Origin of the sequence: Enterococcus sulfureus ATCC 49903 (genome assembly GCF_000407605.1) — a bacterium.
Classification (GTDB): Bacteria; Bacillota; Bacilli; order Lactobacillales; family Enterococcaceae; genus Enterococcus_G; species Enterococcus_G sulfureus.
The window spans coordinates 298025-317328 of sequence record NZ_ASWO01000001.1 but is presented as its reverse complement, the minus strand read 5'-3'; the positions used below and the strand labels follow the sequence as shown (position 1 = coordinate 317328).

The window sequence follows — 19304 nt, the reverse complement described above, 5'->3', positions numbered from 1 at the left end:
ATTGACAGAAAAAGTAGAATAGTTTATAAATACCCTATAAGGTATTTTAAAAGTGATTAGAGGAGGAAATAAATGTTCTCATTATTTACTAAAGTTAAGAGTATCTCAACGACTGAACTTGCAAACCAAAATTTGAATCAGGTGGTACTACTCGATGTTCGTAGTCCTAATGAATTTAAATCAGGACATATCCGTCAAGCTAAAAACGTCCCCTTGAGTAAAATTGCGCAGTACGAAGGCAATCGAAACGAACTTTATGTGATCTGTCAATCTGGCATGCGCAGTAAGCAAGCAGCCAAACAACTAAAGAAAAAAGGCTATGATGTAACGAATATCCGTGGGGGTATGAATCAATGGTCTGGAAAAGTAATTGGAGGGAAATAAATGAAAGTCATTATTGTAGGAGGCGTAGCCGGCGGGATGTCAGCTGCCACTCGTTTACGTCGATTAAATGAACAAGCCGAAATTATTGTATTCGAAAAAGGTCCTTACGTTTCGTTTGCTAATTGTGGATTGCCATACTATGTATCAGGTGAAATCGATTCACGCGATAAGTTATTGGTTCAAACACCAAAAAATCTAAAATCACGTTTTGATCTTGATGTTCGGCCAGAGCATGAAGTACTCAAAATCGATCCAATCGAGCATACGGTACTGGTGCGTCATGGTGAAGAAACATTTACAGAACGTTACGATAAATTGATTTTATCTCCAGGTGCAAAGCCATTTATTCCACCAATTGAAGGCATAACTACAGCTGAACATGTCTATAGTTTGCGTAATGTTCCTGACTTAGATCAATTGATGAGCGGAATCACCGATGAAACAAAAGAAGCAGTCGTAATCGGAGCTGGATTTATCGGTCTGGAAATGGCAGAAAATCTACACAAACGTGGTATCAAAGTGACCTTAGTGGAACAAGCTCCCCATGTATTGCCACCATTAGATGAAGAAATGGCAGCTTATATCAAGAAGGAACTAGAAAAACAAGGCGTGACCGTATTGACCTCAGATTCGGCAGTCGCCTTTTTAGAAAAAGGTCGCCTTATTGAACTGGCGTCAGGCAAACAACTAAATACGGATCTAACGCTCTTATCAGTAGGTGTCGTCCCTGCAAGTGACTTAGCAAAAGATGTGGGTGTTCAATTAGGGATGCGCGGTGGTATTCTAGTCGATGAAGATTATCAAACAAGCCAAGCTGATATTTATGCCGTTGGGGATGCGATCATCGTCAAAAATCAAATTACAGGTGCAGATGCCTTGATCTCGCTAGCGTCACCAGCAAATCGTCAAGGCCGTCAAGTTGCCGATGTCCTTTCAGGATTGCAGCGTAAAAATCAAGGAAGCATTGGAACGGCGATCGTACGTGTATTTGATCAAACAGCTGCTTCGACGGGGCTAAGTGAACGCCAAGCGAAACTTGCAGGATTTGCAACTAAGGTCGTACATGTTACTGGAAAAGACCATGCGGGGTATTTTCCAGGAGCAACAGATATTACATTAAAACTAATTTTTGATGCGGAAACTGGCGTCATTTATGGGGCACAAGGTATCGGACAAAAAGGAGTAGATAAACGAATCGACAGTTTAGCCACAGCAATCAAAGGCAAGTTGACCGTATTTGATCTGCCTGAGTTAGAATTTACGTATGCGCCGCCATTTGGATCGGCAAAAGATCCAATCAATATGCTAGGATACGTGGCGATGAATCAACTTGAAGGGATCAGTGAGTCGATTCAATGGTATGAGTTAGCTAGTGAAGTAAAAAATGGTGCAGTATTACTTGATGTGCGTAATCCTAGTGAATTTGCGAATGGCCGATTTCCACATGCGCTTGAGATCCCGTTAGATGAGTTGCGTGAAAAAATCGAAACATTAGACAAAACAAAAGACTATATCGTAAGCTGTCATAGTGGATTACGTAGTTATATTGCAGAGCGTATGCTAAAACAAGCAAGACTACACGTTAAAAATTTAGATGGCGCCTTTGCGCTTTATCAAACAGTGAAACCGGAGGAAATAGACTATGTATAGATCAATCTCAATGCCAGAATTTGACCAAGAATTAAAAAAAGGACTCAACGTTATCGATGTAAGAGAACGCGATGAATATGCAAATGGTCATGTGCCTACTGCAATCAATCAACCCCTAAGTGAACTCGCGCAACAAAGTGCGACACTAGATCCCGAAAAAGAATACTATGTCATCTGTCAATCAGGTGGTCGCTCTGCTAAAGCCTGTGAATATTTAGCTGATCAAGGACTTGATGTGATCAATGTGATGGGTGGAACATCTGCATATAAAGGAAAATTAGAGTAGTAAGTAAAAAGAAGATCTTGAATAGAGATCTTCTTTTTTTACGCTTAAAGGAGTGCTAGAATAGACACGAAGAGGATAAAGGAGGATATGTATGAAACTAGAAAAACGACAACGTATTTTATTTTTTGGAGATAGTATCACGGATGCTGGACGTGATCGATCAAATGCTTTGGATCTAGGTAAAGGATTTCCTTTTATCGTAAATGCGACACTACAAGCTATGGCGCCTACTTATGAACTAACGTGTATCAATCGTGGGATCAGTGGCGATCAAATTCAAGACTTGATCGAACGTTTTGATTCAGACTGTGACGCGTTAAAGCCGGATGCAATCATCTTATTGATTGGAATCAATGATGTTTGGCATCATGTAGACGATGCAGATTTTGCTGATCTCAAGCAAACGATTCGATTTGAAAAAGAATACCGTGAATTATTGACACGTATGCAAGCGATAACGTCAAATATTCTGATTTTAGAACCGTTCTTACTTCACGAACCACAAGATCGTGCAGCTTGGCGTGTGTCTCTTGATCCTAAAATCCAAGTGATCCGCAAACTCGCTCAAGAATTTTCATGTGAATTTATCGCATTAGATGGCTATTTTACACAACTTGCACTAGAAACGACTGCCCGCTATTATACAGGCGATGATGGGGTACATCCCACGGCAGCTGGTCATTATGTGATCGCACAAAAAATTATTGAAAAAATCGAGTTGGTGCCTTATGACTAAAACAGAGATTCAAAAAATTTTACCTGGGTTAGGGTTGTCTGTGGGTGTAGCGATCTTAGCTAAAAGCCTTGCTTTGCTTTTTCCGACATTAGGTGGCGCAACGATTGCGATCTTACTTGGGATCGTTTTAGGAAATACGGTTTTTAAACAACCGATACTTCAAGCAGGAACAAAATTTTCAGAAAGCCGGTTATTAGAATATTCTGTTGTATTACTAGGATTTACCGTAACGTTTCAAACGATTGCGCAACTAGGCGTTCGAGGATTTATTTTTGTATTTGTGATGATGACCGTTGTCATTATAAGTACGCTTTATCTAGGTGGTGCATTTAAATTTAATCGCAAAATGAGTATGATGATGGCAGGGGGAAATGCAGTTTGTGGATCATCTGCTATCGGAGCGATTGCACCAGCCATCAAAGCCGATGATCAAGAAAAAGGACAGATCATTACATTGGTGAATTTATTAGGAACGATCATGATGTTGACGCTACCGTTTTTAGGAACGAGTTTTTTCCCTAAAGATGTATTGGCTCAAGGTGCGCTGATTGGCGGGACCTTGCAATCGGTTGGACAAGTGGTCGCTGGAGCAAGTCTGATCGATCCATCAGTTGTGCAATACGCGATGTTGTTCAAGATTTTGCGTATCATCTTATTAGTCGTTGTAGTTGCTATATTTGAAAAAATGGCGCAAGCTACTGCTACCTCTCATGCAACTGAAGCAAAAATAAAAAAACGTACGAAAAAATTTCCAATTCCTTGGTATGTGACAGGATTTTTGATCGTGTGTATCTTGAACAGTTTTATTACGTTACCTTCTAGCTTTGAAGCCGTCGCACATTTCTTAAGTACGTGGTTTGAAACAACTGCGTTAGCTGCGATTGGATTGCGTTTGGATCTACGTCGTTTTATCAAAGAAGGTCCAAGATTCTTGTTTTATGGTCTTTCTGTAGGTGGAGTCCAAACTGTAACAGCTCTCTTGTTTTTAGTTGTGTTTCCAGTGTAAAACAAAAGGAATTTTACTATGTTTTTTTTGAAAATATGGTAAACTAAATGCATTAAATGACAAGGAGCGATCGTGATGCCATTAATTCGAGTAGATGTGACAGAAGCCTTTACAAAAGAGACGACAAGACAAATTTTAGATGTGATCCATCATCAAGTAGTCGATGTTTTTAAAGTTCCTAAAGGTGATCGTTATCAGATTTTATCACGACATAGTCAAGATGAATTGATTTTGGAAGATACAGGTTTAGGTTTTGAGCGAACTGCAAATCGTATTTCGATTCAAGTGTTTAGTCGACCGCGTGCCAAAGAAGATAAAGTTAAATTTTATAAAGGCGTCGTCACACAATTAGAACAAGAATTAGGGATTCAAGGTAAAGATGTGTTGATCTCGATTTTTGAGAATAGTGATGCAGATTGGTCGTTTGGATTTGGTGAAGCACAGTTTTTAACCGGTGATCTATAACTACACAAGGATTTTTGTATAGACTTACAAAAATCCTTGTTTTTCGTATCAGTAAATAATAATTATGTTAAACTTAAAGAATCAAAGAAGAAAAGAGTGACTATATGCCTAGAAAATTATTTTGTGAGATCTCACCCTTTACGTATCAAATTTCAGTCAAGAAAAATATTTTATTAAAAAAAATCCGCGATCGTAAATCGGAACACCGATTTGCGCATACGTTTCGTGAAGATGTCCTTCCTAATGTGGTTTACAAGCATAATTCCTTGATTCGACGTAAATTAGGAAATGTTCGTAGTGATTTACAAGATAATAAAGCCATCAATCTTGCTTTATCTACACCTAAAGTAAATCATATTACGATTCAACCGGGTGAAACATTCTCATTTTGGCAATTAGTTGGAGAATGTAGTGCGAAGTTAGGATATAAAGAAGGGTTGACAGTTGGTCGTGAAGAAGAAACGAGTTCTGGAATCGGTGGTGGTATGTGCCAGTTTACGAATTTGATCCACTGGATGGTACTGCATACACCACTTGAGATCGTAGAACATCATCATCATGATGGGGTAGATATGTTCCCTGATTTTGGTCGTAAAGTGCCTTTTGGGACAGGAACTTCGATCGTGTATAATTATTTTGATTACCGTTTTAAAAATAACACGGATCAAACGTTCCAATTGATTACCTATGTCGATGAAAAATATTTATATGGTGAAATTCGTTCAGAACGACCGTTAGACTACAAATACCATATCCAAGTTGAAAATGAGTTTTTTAGTGAAGAAGCAGGAATCGTTTACCGCAATAGTGAAATCTATCAACGTGTTATTGATAAAAAAACAGGAAATGAAGTAGCTAAAACATTGATCAAAAAAAATCATGCAAAAGTCATGTATGACACCTCTGATCTAGAAGTAAAAGTACTCGCTTAAAAAGACTTCGAGCAACTCGCTCGAAGTCTTTTTTTATCCTAAACCATACCATGCAACGCCTTCAGCGCGCCAACCTAATTGGACGAGACTATTGCGTTCATACAAACTACTGGTATAAAAATGTCTTCCATCATTTTTGTTGTACAAACGGTAAACAGGAATACCATTAGCCACTACATGATAGGCAACACCTTCATCATGCCAACCAAGACGTACAAGGTACTGTTTTTCAGTTACAGATTTTGTATAAAAATGTTTTCCAGAATTCGGATTATATAGTCTATAGACCTCGTCTCCTGTTGCTGCAGCAAACCATGCAACACCTTCAGCACGCCAACCTAAATTCACTAAGGCCTGATATTCAGTCGCATTTGTAGTAAAAAAATGTTCTCCAGAATTTCGATTATACAATCGAAAATTCGCAACATAATGATGCGTATCAGATTCGATCCAAGCTAAAACCGTACTATTGATACGAGTGCCAAAATTTACTTGGCTTCCGCCATAGGTATGTGTCGCTAAAAGAGTTCGATTAGCATTATAAACTGGGCTGCCACTTTGACCGCTAGTTGTATCAAGATCATAGTAGATCCGACTATTTTCAATCGTATCGATCTTACCAGTTGATTTCCACATCGTTTCACCTTTTTCAGCTGGAAAACCAGTTGTCTGAACTGTTTCATTAGGAGTAGCTGATGTAGAAAGACCAAACCATCCGGTCTTATATCCAATCGGACGGTCCAAACGAATCAAACCGATATCTTGTGTGGGGTCTTGTTTATTTGTCCACTCCGTCACAGAAAATAATTTTATCGATTTTGCACTACCAAAAGGAGCTGTTGTTCCGTTTAGACCTGGGTAAATCGTTACATTTGTAGCCCAACCACCATTGGCTGCGCTATAGATCATATGCCCAGCTGTTAATACACCATCGCTTGATACCATTGCGCCACTTCCAATGTAAGTAGCTCCATTTGAAAAGGTTGCGGTAATAAATACAGTTGCACTATAAGGGTATGTCGCTGTATTTGTGATGTGCGTGCGCTCATCAGTTGCTAGTATACTCTCTGCTATTGAAGACGCGTTTTCTTGTAAAGGATAAAGTAGACTTCCATCTAGTCCAGTTGGAGGCGTTAGGGTCATAGTATCATCAGTGATCAATGTTCCGATTTGAGGAGGCAAAGAAGTGGCAGCAGATTCAGGTAAGTAATAGGTTTCATGTTGACTGGTTGTAATCATCATTTGGTCATCTGCAACAACTGTAGAAACAGTGAATAGAATAAAAAGAAAACTAAATAATCCGAGCCATTTGACTTGAGAATATCTCGACATCTTTAACGCCTCCTTTCAAAGCGGAGCAACAAATCGTATTTGTTCAATTTAAAACAAATTAAAGCTTTTTTTACTCAGATAGCTAATTATTTTTATTAAAATAATTATGATTATATAAAATTCATTATCTATATTTCACTTAATTTATAGCATTTTTAAGAGGGTTTTTCAATTTTTTTCACAAAATAAATCTTATAGTTGAGGTTCAATTTTTTTTGATTTTAGTGCGCTTTAATTAGTGAAAAAAATAACGAATGAAAAAGTGCGTATAGGATACAAAAAAATAATTTAAACCGTTTTTTTCATTATTTTATAGAGGAAGAACGTGTCATTTATTTTTTTAGCAGTATGGAAACCGATACACATTTAAAAAGGCATACAAAGCATAATGAGGTATTCTCAATAAAATAAAACGTTTTCTTTACGTAGGATATTTAGTTATAGAATCCATAATTATCGAAAAAAGTTTTTTTGTTAACGTTTACAATAAAAGTTTTTTTTGTATAATGAGTATATAAACGAGGAGGGGATCACGTGGAGATCGGGATTATTGGTTTAGGAAAAATGGGGGCGAATATCGCCTCGAATTTACATGACCAAGGATATGCGGTTAGAGGAATGGATACTTCACCAACAGTCTGTGAAGCGATTCAAGCAAAAGGTATTCCAACATTTGAGACATTGCCATTATTTTTAGCCTCATTTACGAACCAACGTGTCATCTGGCTGATGTTGCCAGCAGGAGAGATCACAGAAAAAATCGTCCTGACATTGAGTGAGGAATTGGATGAAAACGATATCGTGATTGAAGGGGGAAATTCATTTTATAAAGATTCGATCCGTCGAGCCGAATTATTTTCAACAAAACAGTTAGGGTATTTGGACTGTGGAACTTCTGGAGGTATCAGTGGTGCTCGGAACAATGCTTGTCTCATGATTGGTGGCAATCAAGAAACATTTCAAGAATTAGAGCCATTATTTCGAGATCTCGCTTGTCAAGATGGATATCTTTATACAGGTGAAAATGGAAGCGGTCACTTTTTGAAGATGGTCCACAATGGCATTGAATATGGCATGATGCAAGCTATTGGAGAAGGATTTCAAGTGGTACAAAAAAGCGATTATGATTTTGATTTAACACAAGTTGCGAAAGTGTGGAATCATGGTTCTGTCATTCGAAGTTGGTTAATGGAGCTGATGGAGATGCAATTTAAAAATGATCCAGAATTGACCGAATTTAGCCCAGTTGTCGCCGCTTCAGGTGAAGCCAAATGGACTGTCGAAACGGCACTTGAAATGAATCTTTCTGTTCCCGTTATTGCATTAAGTTTGTTTGCCCGAAATCTTTCACAAGAACCTGAACCATTTTCAGCTAAAGTTGTTTCAGCGCTACGTAATGGCTTTGGGGGCCATGATAGTCATAGAGCACCAGTAGACAGATCCATTTAAGGGGGAACGAGGATATGGAAACATTGACAGTTGTACAAAGTTTATTGATCGCATTATGGGTAGCAGGGATCATGTCACGTTGGCTAGGAGGAGGCGCTTCGCTTAATCTACGTTTTTCACCGATGATGACCGGTTTATTTGTAGGGATCGTCATGGGCGATGTAGCGCAAGCAATGATCGTGACGGCTGCATTGCAAATGATCTATATGGGCGTATTTTCTCCAGGTGGTTCAATGCCAGCAGAACCTTCTGTTGCCGCAGCGATTGCCGTACCGGTAGCCTTATTAGGAAATCTTCAACCAGAAGCCGCGATTGCTGTGGCGGTTCCGGTAGGTTTACTGGGAAGTTATCTCTATCAAGTACGCTTCTTTATCAATACATTTTTAGGGAAATATACGGACAAAGCGGTAAAAGAATTAAATACTAAAGCAATCAAGCGGTCGATTATTTTGTACCCAACACTGGCCTCATTTGCGCTTTTTGTTCCCTTGATTTTTATTGCACTCTTTTTTGGAGCACCAGTGATCGCAGACGTCATCAATGCTCTAAAAGGTACCGTAGTTATTCATATTCTAGAAGTCGTAGGTGGGGGATTAGCAGCAATTGGGATCGCAACGACCGTGTATGTGATTGGACGTAAAGATTTCTTAGTCTTTTTCTTCCTAGCTTACTTTAGTAGCGTCGTATTTGCATCGTTAAAAATCACGATGGTGACCTATGCGATTTTTGGAACATTGATCGCGTTGATCTTTATCCAAGCACGTAAACACAATCAAACAACACCACCAGTTGCCCATCCGAACGCAGCGAGTTTTGATGACGATGACGACTATGACGACGGGTTCTAATAAAGGGGGATATCAAAAATGAAAACGATCACAACAGATGTACAAGCACCGGAAGAAATCACAAAAAAAGATGTGACGAAAGCCTACTTAAGATGGTATTTCGCCAATGAGATTCCACACTCATTCGAACGCTATCTCGCACCGTCCTTGCTTTACGCGATGATGCCGATTTTAAAGAAAATCTATAAAGACGATGATTCCTTACGTGCAGCGTATAAACGTCAATTACTCTTTTTCAATACCCAATTAAGTTGGGGTGGCGGTGTGATCACAGGCTTGATGTCTTCTATGGAACAACAACGCGCACAAGAAGAACATGAAGAAACTGAAATCTTGATGCAAGATGATTTGATGTACAACACCAAAGCCGGATTAATGGGTGCATTAGCTGGAATCGGCGATGCGATCGACTCTGGTACAGTTCAATACATCTTTATTGCCATCGCGGTTCCGTGGGCACAACAGGGAAGTCCGTTAGGTGCATTGTTCCCATTCTTATGTTTTTCGATTTATCAAATGGTGCTAGGCGCTTTCTTTGCTAGACAAGCATTTAGTATGGGACAAAATGCATCAGGTTTGATGCAAAGTGCTGGTGTACAAACGGCAATCGAGATGCTATCGGTTTTAGGGTTGTTTATGATGGGTGTCCTCGCTGGAAATTATGTCAAAGTCACCTCGAGTTTAAAATTTGATATCTCAGGTCGAGAATTTGTCGTACAAGATATCTTAAATCAGATCATGCCAGGGATTTTACCGTTAGTCGTTGTAATGGGTGTGTATCTGTACTACACGAAAAAAGGATTGAATGTAACGAAAGCATTATTGTGGCTAACTGCGATTTTGATCGTCTTAGCTGGCATCGGGATTTTATAAAAGGGAGCGAATGAAAATGGGGAAAATTATATTAGCACGTGTGGATGAGCGCTTGATTCATGGTCAAGTAATGGTGACTTTATCACAAAAAAATGGGGTCAATTCGATTTTTGTCGTCGACGATGTCGTAGCGAAAGATAAATTTATGCGAGAACTATATAAAAATGCGGGTAGTCGTACTGGTCAAAAAACGATCGTTGTAACACCAGAAAAGGCAGAATTTTATTGGGATGAATATGAATTTAAAGAGTACAACTGTATTTTGATTGCGAAAACGGTTAAAACCATCTATGAACTAGTCAAACATGGTTTACCAATGAAAGAATTGAATGTTGGGGGCATTGCACAAAAAGATGCGGAGAAAGATGTTCTTGTGACAAAATCAGTTTATTTGAATCAAGAGGATGCATTGCGCTTAAAAGAATTACATGATGATTATGGTGTAGAGGATATTTATTTTCAAGCCACACCTTCTTCATCAAAATCAAGTTTACAAGATGTCTTAAAACAATTTGGATTATAGAAAGTTATAGGTGAAGCATATGGGGACGAGCGAACGATTTCAAGACTGGGTATTTCGATATCAATATATTTACAATTCACGTAAAAGTGAGCAAAAAAAGCAACGGTTTATTCAAGCGATTTTAAAAGACGTCTTTTCCTTTAGACAAGATGTCGCTGTGATGGAATCCAATCACACTCAGATCCAACGAGATATCTATATTGGAGATGTCAAAACGGCGAAAACGGTTATTTGTACCTATTACGATACACCGATGGAATCACTTGGAGCCTATACTTTTTTTGATACGAAAAAACAAGCCCGAAAGACGATGACCTATTTATATGGCGTGAGTTTCTTGATGTTGCTGATCGGTATTTTGTTAACGCTTGCGTATACGCGCTTTGCCCCACATGCTTTTGACTTTTCTTCCCCAATCACTTGGCTGAGTGTAGGCGGATTTGGACTGTACTTTTTGATTTTACGCTATGTAACAAAAGGCAGTGCGGTAAGGAAAAATCTCATCCGCAATACATCTTCGATCTTAGCGATTTTAGAAATGAGTCAAGAAAATAAACGAGATATCGCGTATATTTTATTTGATCGTGGGTGTTATGGTCCGCAAAGTTTATATGAAAACCAAGTCATCAATCCACAGGCTAAATGGATCTATTTAGACAGTATCGGTGCACATGCGCCATTACATCGTGTAGAACAACAAGCAACGAAAGGGCAGTTGACTTATATTTTCGCAGCACAACAAAAAAACGAACACTATTACTTACCTAAAAAACGACTAAAAGATCGTCGATTAAATATGGAAAATATGCATCAAGTTGTCACTTGGTGTATCTCATAGAGGAGACTAAAATATGATTGGAATCGTAATTGCCACCCACGGCACGTTAAGTGATGGATTAAAAGACGCGGCAGAAGTCGTTGTCGGACCCACACAACAACTTAAAACCGTCAACTTGTATCAAGGAGACGATATTACAGCATTAGGAGAGACAATCAAAGAAGCGATCGAAGCAGTTGATGGACCAGAAGGTGTCGTGGTATTAACGGATCTTGCCAGTGCAAGCCCATATAACCAAACCTTACTGGTCAGTCGTCAATTACACGAAACGACTAAAGCAAATCTTCATCTAATCAGTGGAGTGAATTTGCCAATGGTGATCGAAGCAATCAACCAACAATATCTGGGTCAAAAAAGTGCAGAGGTGTATCATTTGCTTGTTGAGCAAGCAATTTCAGGAATCACGCATTTTGAAGAAATCGCTGAAGACGAGAGCGAAGAGGATGGATTTTAAAAGGAGGAGAGACGATGCAGTGGGGATTTAGATGGTACGGTGAACAAGATTCGATTCCGATTGAACATGTGGCTCAAATTCCAGGAATCAATGGGGTAGTTGGCACACTTTTGAATAAATTACCAGGTGATGTCTGGGAGATCGATGAGATCAAAACTTTACAAGCACAAGCAGCGAAAAAAAACTTAACGGTCTTAGGGATCGAAAGTGTTGCTGTCCATGATGCAATCAAAGCTGGAACAGATGAGCGCGATCAGTATATCGAGAACTATATCCAAACAATCCGTAATCTTGCTTCATGTGGGATCAACTTGATTTGTTATAGTTTTAAACCGATTTTTGGTTGGGCGAAAACGGATCTATTTTATGAGAATGAAGATGGGAGCTTTTCGTTAGTCTACGATCAAAAAGTGGTCGATCACATGGAACCAAGTCAAATGTATCAGCTGATTCATAGTCAATCAAAAGGATTTAAATTACCTGGATGGGAAGAAGAGCGATTAAAAAAATTCGATGCATTATTTGCACTATACGAAAACGTGACAGAAGCTGACCTTTTGGAAAATCTACGTTATTTCTTAATGAAGATTATTCCAGTGTGTGAAGAAGTCCGCGTGAAGATGGCAATCCATCCGGATGATCCACCATGGGAATTATTTGGCTTGCCACGAATCACAAAAAATTTAAAAGATCTACAAACGATCCTTGGCTTAGTCGATTCGTCATACAATGGATTAACCTTTTGTACCGGTTCACTAGGTGCAGATCCTGCGAATGATCTAGTTCAGATGATTGAATCTGTTGGCGATCGGATTCACTTTGTCCATTTTCGAAACGTCGCGTATTTAGGTGAACGAAAATTCAAAGAATCGGCTCACTTATCAACAGAAGGGTCTTTGGATATGTATGCCATCATGGAAGCGTTAGTCAAAGCAAGATTCGATGGTGTGATTCGCCCAGATCATGGCCGAACGATCTGGGATGAAGTCGCGATGCCAGGGTATGGATTGTATGATCGTGCATTAGGGATCAGTTATTTACAAGGATTACATGAAGCGATTTTAAAAGGAGGAGATCACGATGCTCGTTAAATCAAAAACAGTCTCGATAGCAGAAGCGATCCAACACCACCGACTATTGCCCTTATATACGCCTCACGATTTAACGAAGTTAGATGAATTAGAAGACGTCTTGATTCAAGCCGGATTGCCGATCATCGAGATCACGCTTCGTTCCAGTCAAGCAATGGATGCGATCGCGTATTTAGCGAAGCGTAACCGTCTCCTTGTTGGGGCTGGCACCGTTCGTACACTTGCGCAAGCACAAGAAGCCGTTCACGCAGGCGCTCAATTTTTAGTATCACCTGCAGTGGTACCTGAAGTATTGGACTATGCACGCGGAGTCGACATTCCGATTTATCCAGGAGTCGCCACACCTTCAGATATTCAGCTAGCCGTTAGTTATGGCGTATCGACTGTGAAATTTTTCCCAGCCCATCTTTATGGTGGATTAGAAGCAATCAAAAGTTTACGTGGTCCATTTTACGATATCGGATTTGTACCTACAGGTGGCATCGATGAACGCAATTACTTAGACTATTTAGCTACAGATGGTGTTGTGGCAGTAGGTGGCTCTTTCATTGTTTCCGATCATGTATTGTCTCAAGCCGATCACGGTCTTCATCAATTGTCTCAGTTGGTCGAAGCAGCTAAAAAATAGGAGGATCGATGAAAAAACCTAAAGTATTCATCTTAGATATGGATGGCTTGATGTTTGAAACTGGACGATTAGCCTATAGAGCCTACCTCACATCTGCCAAACTGTATGATTATCAAATGACTCACGATGTGTATTATGATTTAACAGGACGAACACATCCTGAGATTTTAGTCAAAATGAAGCAGCTCTATGGGGTCGATCAACCGATAGATGACTGGCGTCAAGAAATGATCCAAGCAAAAGAAGCCTTGTTGCAACAAGAAAAACGTGTCTATGCAAAATCGGGTTTGTTTACTTTATTGGAGTATGCGCGATCAGAACAGATCAAAGTCATTGTTGCATCTTCGAATTTAAACAGTCAGATCATGCGCTATTTAGAAATGGAGCACGTGACATCTTACATCGACGCTGTTGTAAGTGGAGAAGAAGTGAAGCAAGGAAAACCTGATCCAGAGATTTTTTTGACTGCACTCGCTAAAAGTGGTGAATCTAAAGAGCATGCACTTGTTTTTGAAGATTCGATCGTGGGCATTCAAGCTGCTACAAACGCTGGGATCGCGTCTGTGTTGATCCCAGATGACATCACCGATCTTCCGCAATATCAAGGACAGCATTTAGTCGATGAAACCCAGTTTACAAAAGCCACTGCATCCGCAACGTTTGTGTTTGATACGCTAGCTCAAGCGACTGATTATCTTCGTCAAATAATGTAAATAAGAGATACAAAAGATTTACCGTCGCGTAGAACTTTTGTATCTCTTATTTTAAAAAACTATCGTTATCTTGGACCTTTAGAACGAACTTGGTTACAATGCTAGCAATAGCAAACTATCAAATAGGATGGGCTATAGGAACAGGAGGAAAAGTATGAGTGATTCCATTCGATTAAGTATCAAATCGATGTATACGAATTTAAGTGAAAAAGAAAAAAAAATAGCAGACTTTATTTTAGAAAATCCTGTCGTAGTGGGAAGTAATTCGATCAATGATTTATCAGAAACTTTGGAGATCGCTCCTTCAACGATCTTTCAATTTACACGTAAAATTGGGTATCAAGGATTCAAGGATTTCAAATTAGCATTATTGACACAAGGACGTAGCGAGACAGAAATCACGATCCATGAAAATATTTACGATAGCGATAGCTTATTAACCAAAGCCCAAAAAGTTTTTGATACGAATATTTCGACGTTATTGGATACTCGGAAATTTTTGGATCAAGTCGCATTAGAACAAGCGTTAGAGTATCTAAAAGATGCCGAAGCTGTTTATTTTTTTGGTGTTGGAGGATCAGAGATCGTAGCAACAGATGCTTACCATAAATTTCTTCGTGCCCCACTTCGCGTGCATCACAGTACGGATTACCATATCCAGTTGATGGAAGCCTCCTTGATGAAGCCAAGTGATTGTGCGATCTTGATTTCGCATACGGGACGTTCACATGAAACGATCGAGATTGCAAAAGCGGCAAGAGAAGCAGGAGCGAAATTGATCGTCTTAACGAGTTCGAGTCAATCGCCGTTAGCCTTATTAGGAGACGCTGTATTTGTGTCGATTGCAGAAGAAACTGAATTTCGTTCTGAAGCCTTATCTTCACGAATCGCGCAGTTGAGTATTTTAGATTCGCTATATGTTATTTTAATGTTTGAGCGTAAAAAAGCCTCAAAAGAATCGATGGCAAAAGTTCGTAAACGAATCGCAAAATTAAAAGCGACATAAACTAGTTTCCTATTCGGGAAGCTAGTTTTTTTGCTTTAATATAGTTTTAATCTATATATAGTCATAAAAAATAAGACTTATCCTATAGAAAATCCTCATGGTACAGTATGAACACGATCTTAAAGGGGGACAATAACATGCAAACAACCATCGTCGGATTTCCAAGAGTAGGAGCAAATAGAGAATTAAAATTTGCAACAGAAGAATACTTTCGTCGTGAAATTACGGAAGAACAGCTAGAAGCGATTGCAAAAACATTACGTCAAACCCATTGGAATACCTTACAAACACAACAACTTGATTGGATTCCAAGTGGCGATTTTTCTTTTTTTGATACGGTGTTAGATGCGGCGGTATTGTTTAATTTGATTCCACAAAAATATCAAGCATTGAATCTTTCCAAGCTAGAGACCTATTTTGCAATGGCACGAGGGTATCAAGGAGAGCGTGGAGATGTGACCGCATTAGCGATGAAAAAATGGTTTAATACCAATTATCATTATATGGTGCCTGAAATCGAAGATACCGTTACTATCAAAGTAGATGCGTCACGTCTAGTCGCACAAATCAAAGAAGCACAACAATTAGGGATCACACCACGACCAACGATCGTAGGGCCTTATACTTTAGCTAATTTAGCAGTGTATACAGGCAAAAAACAAGCTCAAGACCTCTATCCAAAATTAATTGAAGCCTATCAAGAAATATTCACGATCATCCATGATCTGGGATGTGAGTGGGTTCAGCTAGATGAACCGGCATTTGTATTTGACCTTGAAGACCATACTCAAGTGGAGATAAAACGTCTTTACGAGAACTTATTAAGCGGAAAATTGCAACCTAAAGTCTTATTACAAACCTATTTTGGTGATGTACGAGACTTGTATCAGACATTGATTGACCTTCCAGTAGCAGGGATCGGTTTAGATTTTATCGAAGGACGTAAAAATTTAGAATTGGTTCAGACAAATGGGTTTCCTAAAGATAAGATTTTAGTTGCCGGTGTGATCAATGGGAAGAATATTTGGCGTAATCAGTACCAACAGACGCTTAACACGATCGAGCAACTACAAAAAGAAGCACAAGTCGTGTTGTCTACATCTTGTTCCTTACTACATGTACCGTATACCTTAGAAAATGAACCTGATCTTTTGGATACGACACGGGCACATTTCGCGTTTGCAATCGAAAAATTAACGGAACTTCAGGAATTAAAAACGATTTTAACAACTAAAGATAAGACTGCGCTTCAGCACAATCAACGCTTATTTGCACAAACACGTTTTGTTAAAAATCAAACAGTGGAACATGCGATCAACTCTTTAAACGCACAAGATTTCACTCGCTTACCAGCTTTAGCAACGCGTGCAGCGATTCAACGTGATACGTTTGATTTTCCAATATTGCCTACGACGACGATTGGTTCTTTTCCTCAGACCAAAGAAGTCAAGCAATGGCGAGCGAAAGCCAAAAAAGGTGAATTGTCTGCATCAGCGTACCAACAAAAATTACAAGAGAAAACAGCAGCTTGTATCGCTTTTCAAGAAGAGATTGGCTTAGACGTATTGGTCCACGGTGAGTTTGAACGCAATGATATGGTTGAATATTTTGGGGAACGTTTGGCCGGATATTTGTTTACAAAAAAAGCTTGGGTTCAATCTTACGGGACACGTTGTGTGAAACCGCCGATCATATGGGGAGATATCTACCGTCAAGCACCATTAAGTGTAGCAGAATCGGTTTATGCCCAATCGCTAACCAACAAACCAGTAAAAGGAATGTTGACTGGTCCAGTGACGATTTTGAATTGGTCCTTTCCAAGAGAAGATATCTCCTTAAAAGAATCGACGCTACAGCTTGCTTTAGCGATTCAAGCTGAAGTACTGGATTTAGAAAAACACGGGATCCAGATTATCCAGATCGATGAAGCAGCATTGCGTGAAAAATTACCTTTACGAAAAAGTGATTGGCATAGTCAATATTTAGATTGGGCTATTCCAGCATTTCGTTTAGTTCATAGTAAAGTCAAAGCAAAAACTCAGATCCATACGCATATGTGTTATAGCGAGTTTACCGATATTATTAAAGAAATCGATCAAATGGATGCTGATGTGATTTCATTTGAAGCGTCACGTTCCAATTTAGATATTTTAGATGCTTTAAGAAAACAAGACTTTCAAACTCAAGTCGGACCGGGCGTTTATGATATCCATTCTCCTCGAATCCCGACTGTTGCAGAGATTGAGCATACGATTGAAAAGATTTTAGAAAAGCTACCGGTCCAACAAGTGTGGATCAATCCCGATTGTGGCTTGAAAACTCGAAATGAAGCCGAAACTTATGAAAGTTTACGTCATCTAGTCACAGCAGCAAAACAAAAAAGGAGGGATCTCGATGCGAATCGATCACTTGTTTCAAGAAAAGACCGTCTTTTCGTATGAAGTATTCCCACCTAAAACGAATTCTTCACTGGAGACGATCTACACGACACTAGATCGTCTAAAAGGACAACAACCTGATTTTATTAGTGTGACACTAGGAGCAGGAGGTTCGGCTAAAAATTTACAAACTGTCGAGATCGCTCAAAAAATCCAAGAGGAACAATTTCTTCCTAGTGTAGCGCATTTACCAGCAGTCCATTTTACTAAAGCTGAAATCAAGCTGATCTTGGATCAATTACAAGCCAAAAAGGTCGAGAATATTTTAGCACTTCGAGGAGATATTCTCCCCGGGCAAACACCAAAAGGCGATTTTGAACATGCGACTCAACTTGTTGAGTTCATAAAAGAACACGGATCCTTCAATATTATTGGTGCTTGTTATCCTGAAACGCATGTGGAAGCGTGCAATGCGATTGAAGATATTCGCTTTTTAAAAGAAAAAGTCGATGCTGGAACGAATCAGTTGGTCTCGCAATTATTTTTTGATAATCAGTATTTTTATCGTTTTTTAGAACGCTGTGCACTCGCACGCATCGATGTCCCGATCCAAGCTGGAATCATGCCAGTCGTAAATAAAAAACAAATCGAACGCATTGCAAAAATGTCGCATGTGACCTTACCTGAGAAATTTTTAAAAATGATGGCACGATATGAACACAATCCAGAAGCGATACGCGATGCGGGGATCGCATACGCGGTCGATCAAATCGTCGATCTAGTTGCACAAGGAGTGGATGGGATCCATCTTTATACCATGAATAATCCATATGTGGCCAAACGAATCCGTGAAGCCACTCGCAGTTTATTTGAACAAGCACCACTTACTCTGATTGCAGAGTAGTGGTGCTTGTTTAGGTTGTTTTGCAAATCGAACTTGAGTATGAGAATATAGAGAAAAAGGGGGAGTTTCGATGATTGAAATCAAGCAACTTTCAAAACACTATAGCAGTAAACGGGCACTCGATAGTCTAGACTTAACCATCAAAAATGGTGAGATCTATGGATTATTAGGACATAATGGTGCCGGAAAATCGACCTTGATCAAAATGTTGGTCAGTATTTTACATCCGACATCTGGGTCGATCATAATCGATGGGAAGCCTTTAGCTGAACATCGTGAAGCGATCAAAAAACAGATTGGTTATGTCGCTGATTCACCAGATCTTTTTTTACAATTGACCGCGTATGAATATTGGTCGCTAATGGCTGCGGCCTATGACGTATCTCAAGAAGAATTTGCGACACGTCTAGTGGAATTGACGGCTCGTTTTTCGATGCAAGAACATCAAACCGAAACGATCGCCAGTTTCTCACATGGAATGCGCCAAAAAACGATGATCATTGGGGCCTTGCTTTCAGATCCTGATATCTGGATTTTAGATGAACCACTACAAGGTTTAGATCCTCAAGCTGCCTTTGATTTAAAAGAAATGATGAAACTCCATGTCCAAAAAGGGAAGACTGTGATTTTTTCGACGCATGTACTTGAAAGTGCGCAACAGTTATGTGATCGTTTAGCGATTTTAAAACAAGGAAAACTGTTATACGATGGAACAGTCACAGATCTACTTGCCTTACATCCAAATGAATCGTTAGAAACGATTTATCTTTCACTCGTTCATCAAGAACAAGCAAGTGAGGTGTAGATC

Annotated in this window: 21 protein-coding genes; 20 read left to right on the top strand and 1 reads right to left on the bottom strand. The window is 39.3% G+C overall.

Annotated elements, in window-relative coordinates; all coding sequences use genetic code 11:
- Positions 1–72 precede the first annotated feature (72 nt).
- From I573_RS01480 to I573_RS01450, 7 genes are all read left to right on the top strand, one after another.
- Positions 73–384: a rhodanese-like domain-containing protein gene (locus I573_RS01480; RefSeq protein WP_016184795.1), complete on the top strand. Its 312-nt coding sequence runs from the start codon at positions 73–75 to the stop codon at positions 382–384.
- The gene (locus I573_RS01475) at positions 385–2034 is read left to right on the top strand and encodes an FAD-dependent oxidoreductase (protein ID WP_016184794.1); all 1650 of its coding nucleotides are present in this window, start codon (positions 385–387) and stop codon (positions 2032–2034) included.
- The gene (locus tag I573_RS01470) at positions 2027–2320 is read left to right on the top strand and encodes a rhodanese-like domain-containing protein (protein ID WP_016184793.1); all 294 of its coding nucleotides are present in this window, start codon (positions 2027–2029) and stop codon (positions 2318–2320) included. The genes I573_RS01475 and I573_RS01470 overlap by 8 nt, the downstream gene beginning before the upstream one ends.
- Positions 2321–2411: 91 nt before the next feature.
- Positions 2412–3056 carry an SGNH/GDSL hydrolase family protein gene (locus I573_RS01465; RefSeq protein WP_016184792.1) on the top strand — a complete coding sequence of 215 codons (645 nt, stop codon included), beginning with the start codon at positions 2412–2414 and terminating at the stop codon, positions 3054–3056.
- A complete protein-coding gene (locus tag I573_RS01460) occupies positions 3049–4062 on the top strand; it encodes a YeiH family protein (protein ID WP_016184791.1) in 1014 nt (337 codons plus the stop codon). The genes I573_RS01465 and I573_RS01460 overlap by 8 nt, the downstream gene beginning before the upstream one ends.
- 75 nt (positions 4063–4137) lie before the next feature.
- Positions 4138–4527 (top strand): tautomerase family protein, encoded by a 390-nt coding sequence (locus I573_RS01455; protein WP_016184790.1) that lies wholly within the window; start codon positions 4138–4140, stop codon positions 4525–4527.
- Positions 4528–4631: 104 nt separating this feature from the next.
- Entirely contained in the window at positions 4632–5459 is an 828-nt protein-coding gene (locus I573_RS01450) for a VanW family protein (protein WP_016184789.1), read from the top strand.
- A gap of 33 nt (positions 5460–5492) precedes the next feature.
- Here the strand turns inward: I573_RS01450 and I573_RS01445 are convergent, their stop codons facing one another.
- Positions 5493–6791, bottom strand: coding sequence for a trypsin-like serine protease (locus tag I573_RS01445; RefSeq protein ID WP_016184788.1), 1299 nt, complete (start codon positions 6789–6791; stop codon positions 5493–5495).
- Positions 6792–7325: 534 nt separating this feature from the next.
- On the opposite strand from I573_RS01445, the gene gnd reads away from it, so the two are divergent.
- The 13 genes from gnd to I573_RS01380 all read left to right on the top strand — a co-directional run bounded on the left by gnd (position 7326) and on the right by I573_RS01380 (position 19301).
- On the top strand, positions 7326–8240 hold the full coding sequence (gene gnd / locus I573_RS01440; protein WP_016184787.1) for a phosphogluconate dehydrogenase (NAD(+)-dependent, decarboxylating): 915 nt from the start codon (positions 7326–7328) through the stop codon (positions 8238–8240).
- Between the two features lie 14 nt (positions 8241–8254).
- Positions 8255–9088, top strand: coding sequence for a PTS mannose/fructose/sorbose/N-acetylgalactosamine transporter subunit IIC (locus I573_RS01435; protein WP_016184786.1), 834 nt, complete (start codon positions 8255–8257; stop codon positions 9086–9088).
- An 18-nt stretch (positions 9089–9106) separates the two neighbouring features.
- Positions 9107–9961 (top strand): PTS system mannose/fructose/sorbose family transporter subunit IID, encoded by an 855-nt coding sequence (locus tag I573_RS01430; protein ID WP_016184785.1) that lies wholly within the window; start codon positions 9107–9109, stop codon positions 9959–9961.
- A gap of 16 nt (positions 9962–9977) precedes the next feature.
- Positions 9978–10484, top strand: a complete 507-nt coding sequence (locus I573_RS01425; RefSeq protein WP_016184784.1) for a PTS sugar transporter subunit IIB — start codon at positions 9978–9980, stop codon at positions 10482–10484.
- 19 nt (positions 10485–10503) lie between these two features.
- The gene (locus I573_RS01420) at positions 10504–11322 is read left to right on the top strand and encodes a hypothetical protein (protein ID WP_016184783.1); all 819 of its coding nucleotides are present in this window, start codon (positions 10504–10506) and stop codon (positions 11320–11322) included.
- 13 nt (positions 11323–11335) lie between these two features.
- Positions 11336–11776 carry a PTS sugar transporter subunit IIA gene (locus I573_RS01415; RefSeq protein WP_016184782.1) on the top strand — a complete coding sequence of 147 codons (441 nt, stop codon included), beginning with the start codon at positions 11336–11338 and terminating at the stop codon, positions 11774–11776.
- Positions 11777–11790: 14 nt separating this feature from the next.
- A complete protein-coding gene (uxuA, locus tag I573_RS01410) occupies positions 11791–12867 on the top strand; it encodes a mannonate dehydratase (protein WP_016184781.1) in 1077 nt (358 codons plus the stop codon).
- A complete protein-coding gene (locus tag I573_RS01405) occupies positions 12857–13495 on the top strand; it encodes a bifunctional 4-hydroxy-2-oxoglutarate aldolase/2-dehydro-3-deoxy-phosphogluconate aldolase (RefSeq protein WP_016184780.1) in 639 nt (212 codons plus the stop codon). Before uxuA ends, I573_RS01405 begins: the two co-directional genes overlap by 11 nt.
- A gap of 8 nt (positions 13496–13503) precedes the next feature.
- Positions 13504–14208, top strand: a complete 705-nt coding sequence (locus I573_RS01400) for an HAD family hydrolase (protein ID WP_016184779.1) — start codon at positions 13504–13506, stop codon at positions 14206–14208.
- A 154-nt stretch (positions 14209–14362) separates the two neighbouring features.
- The gene (locus tag I573_RS01395) at positions 14363–15214 is read left to right on the top strand and encodes a MurR/RpiR family transcriptional regulator (protein WP_016184778.1); all 852 of its coding nucleotides are present in this window, start codon (positions 14363–14365) and stop codon (positions 15212–15214) included.
- A 137-nt stretch (positions 15215–15351) separates the two neighbouring features.
- The gene (gene metE, locus I573_RS01390) at positions 15352–17655 is read left to right on the top strand and encodes a 5-methyltetrahydropteroyltriglutamate--homocysteine S-methyltransferase (RefSeq protein WP_016184777.1); all 2304 of its coding nucleotides are present in this window, start codon (positions 15352–15354) and stop codon (positions 17653–17655) included.
- Complete coding sequence (metF, locus tag I573_RS01385; RefSeq protein WP_016184776.1) at positions 17609–18496, top strand: methylenetetrahydrofolate reductase [NAD(P)H]; 888 nt, start codon at positions 17609–17611, stop codon at positions 18494–18496. The genes metE and metF overlap by 47 nt, the downstream gene beginning before the upstream one ends.
- 70 nt (positions 18497–18566) lie before the next feature.
- Entirely contained in the window at positions 18567–19301 is a 735-nt protein-coding gene (locus I573_RS01380; protein ID WP_016184775.1) for an ABC transporter ATP-binding protein, read from the top strand.
- The last annotated feature ends 3 nt before the right edge of the window (positions 19302–19304 follow it).